Raw genomic sequence first — 2,346 nt, forward strand, 5'->3', positions numbered from 1 at the left:
GGGTGACTGGGGGCGGGCTCAGTCCTTGCGGACCTTGGCGGCGCGGCCTTCCAGGAAGTCGGCGAGGCGGGACTTGGCTTCGGGGGCGCTCTGGGCGATGGCGGCCATCATGGCTTCGGTGAAGAAGCCCTGGTCGGCGGGCTGCTCGGCAATGCGGGGCAGGGCGTGCATCAGCGCGTAGTTGGTCAGCGGCGCGTTCTGCGCCACGCGCACGGCCAGCTCAAAGGCCTTGTCAAAGGCCTGGCCTTCGGGCACGAGGTACTGGGCAAAGCCGATCTTCTCGCCGTCCTGCGCGTTGTAGACGCGGCCGGTGAGCATCATGTCCGTCATGCGTGCTGCGCCGATGAGCTTGGGGATGCGCACCGCGCCGCCGCCGCCCACGAAGATGCCGCGCGAGCCTTCGGGCAGCGCGTAGAAGGTGGACTCGTCGGCCACGCGGATGTGGCAGGCGCTGGCCAGCTCCAGCCCGCCGCCCACCACGGCGCCATGCAGCGCAGCGATGACCGGCACGGGGCCGTACTGCACACGCTCCAGCGCGGCGTGCCACATGCGCGAGTGGTGCAGGCCCTGGCCGGCGTCGCGTTCTTTCAGCTCCGACAGGTCCAGACCGGCGCAGAAATGGGGGCCGTCGCCATCGATGACGGCCGCGCGCACGGTGCTGGGCATTTTCTCGAACAGGTCGCGCAGCGCGAGGATCAGGCCGTCGTTCAGCGCGTTGCGCTTGGCCGCACGGGTCAGGCGGATCACGGCCACTTCCTGGTGGTCGCCGCGCAGCTCGAAATGGATGTCTGGATGGGTCATAGAGGCTTTCGTGTTGGTTGAATTGTGGTTATAGTTCATAACCAATTCAAGCAAGCCAAGCCCGTTTTTTATTGGTGTTTACCCTTGATCTGCGTCACGCGCCGTGGCGCATGCTGGGGGTTTGACGCTGCACCGGCGGGCGCCAACCCAGGAGACACGCATGGACCACGCCAATCTGATCGCCATCGACATCCACACCCACGCCGAGGTGAGCTGCTGGAACCCGTTTGACAACTACGGCGAGGAGTACGACCGCGCCGCCGACAAGTACTTCAAGAACGGCCGCCGCCCCACCATTGCCGAGACGGTGGCCTACTACCGCGAGCAGAAGATTGGCCTGGTGATGTTCACGGTGGACGCCGAGTCCAAGATGGGCCGCCGTCGCATCCCCAACGAAGAGATCGCCGAGGCCGCCAAGGCCAACAGCGACATGATGACGGCCTTCGCCAGCATCGACCCCCACAAGGGCAAGATGGGCGCGCGCGAAGCCCGCCGCCTGATCGAGGAGTTCGGCATCAAGGGCTTCAAGTTCCATCCCACGGTGCAGGCCTACCACCCCTACGACAAGATGGCCTGGCCTATCTATGAGGTGATCGCCGAATACGGCATGCCCGCCATCTTTCACACCGGTCACAGCGGCATCGGCAGCGGCATGCGCTGCGGCGGCGGCCTGCGGCTGGAGTACAGCAACCCCATGCACCTGGACGATGTGGCCATCGACTTCCCCGACATGCAGATTGTCATGGCCCACCCCAGCTTTCCGTGGCAGGACGAGGCGCTGTCGGTCGCCACGCACAAGCCCAATGTCTGGATCGACCTGTCGGGCTGGAGTCCCAAGTATTTTCCGAAGCAGCTGGTGCAGTACGCCAACACGCTGCTCAAGGACCGCGTGCTGTTCGGCAGCGACTACCCGCTGATCACGCCCGAGCGCTGGATGAAGGACTTCCAGGAAGCGGGCTTCAAGCCCGAGGTGATGCCCGGCATCCTGAAGGGCAACGCGGTGCGCTTACTGGGTCTGGACAAGGCCCCGGCAGCGCCGGCCGCCTGATACCCATCCAGGCCTCTTGCGGCCTGCTGAGCAGCCGCTGGATCAGTCGTAGACTTTTTGCAGCAGCCGGATCAGTGTCTTGCGCTCGGCCGCCGTCAGGCGGTTGGTGGCGTCTTCTTCCAGTTGCGCGGCCGTCTGCTCGGCCTGCGCCGTCAGTTCCACCCCGGCGGGCGTCAGGTGCACGCCCATGGCGCGCCCATCGCTCGGGTGCGGGCGCCGCTCGATCAGGCCGCGCCGTTCCAGCGCCGCAATCAAGCCCACCATGTTGGGCGGCAGCACGCTGAGCGTGGCGCACAGCTGGCGCGAGGTGATGCCCGGGTTGTGCGCCACCAGTGACAGCACCGAGAAATCCACCACCTTCAGGTCGTACACGGCCATGCGTTCCATGAACACGGCAATGATGGACAGCGCCGCGCGCCGCGTGTTGTAGCCCACCAGCGTGCGCAAAAAGCCGGTGTCCACGGGCTCGTTGGCGGGGGCTGCGGTGTCTGTGGGGG

The 2,346-nt window shown here is 66.1% G+C and carries 3 protein-coding genes; 1 reads left to right on the forward strand and 2 read right to left on the reverse strand.

Annotated features, from left to right (window positions below; genetic code table 11):
* Positions 1-18: 18 nt before the first annotated feature.
* A complete protein-coding gene (locus AC07X4_RS23870) occupies positions 19-801 on the reverse strand; it encodes a crotonase/enoyl-CoA hydratase family protein (RefSeq protein WP_494741534.1) in 783 nt (260 codons plus the stop codon).
* A gap of 160 nt (positions 802-961) precedes the next feature.
* On the opposite strand from AC07X4_RS23870, the gene AC07X4_RS23875 reads away from it, so the two are divergent.
* Positions 962-1,849 carry an amidohydrolase family protein gene (locus AC07X4_RS23875; protein ID WP_056057215.1) on the forward strand — a complete coding sequence of 296 codons (888 nt, stop codon included), beginning with the start codon at positions 962-964 and terminating at the stop codon, positions 1,847-1,849.
* Between the two features lie 42 nt (positions 1,850-1,891).
* On the opposite strand, the gene AC07X4_RS23880 is transcribed toward AC07X4_RS23875, so the two are convergent.
* A complete protein-coding gene (locus tag AC07X4_RS23880; protein WP_108497524.1) occupies positions 1,892-2,311 on the reverse strand; it encodes a MarR family winged helix-turn-helix transcriptional regulator in 420 nt (139 codons plus the stop codon).
* Positions 2,312-2,346: the final 35 nt, after the last annotated feature.

This window comes from Acidovorax sp. GW460-11-11-14-LB4, from assembly GCF_059423685.1.

Excerpts from the sequence above, each read along its gene's own strand:
- AC07X4_RS23870 (WP_494741534.1), bottom strand. The coding sequence starts at position 801 with ATGACCCATCCAGACATCCATTTCGAGCTGCGCGGCGACCACCAGGAA.
- AC07X4_RS23875 (WP_056057215.1), top strand. The coding sequence starts at position 962 with ATGGACCACGCCAATCTGATCGCCATCGACATCCACACCCACGCCGAG.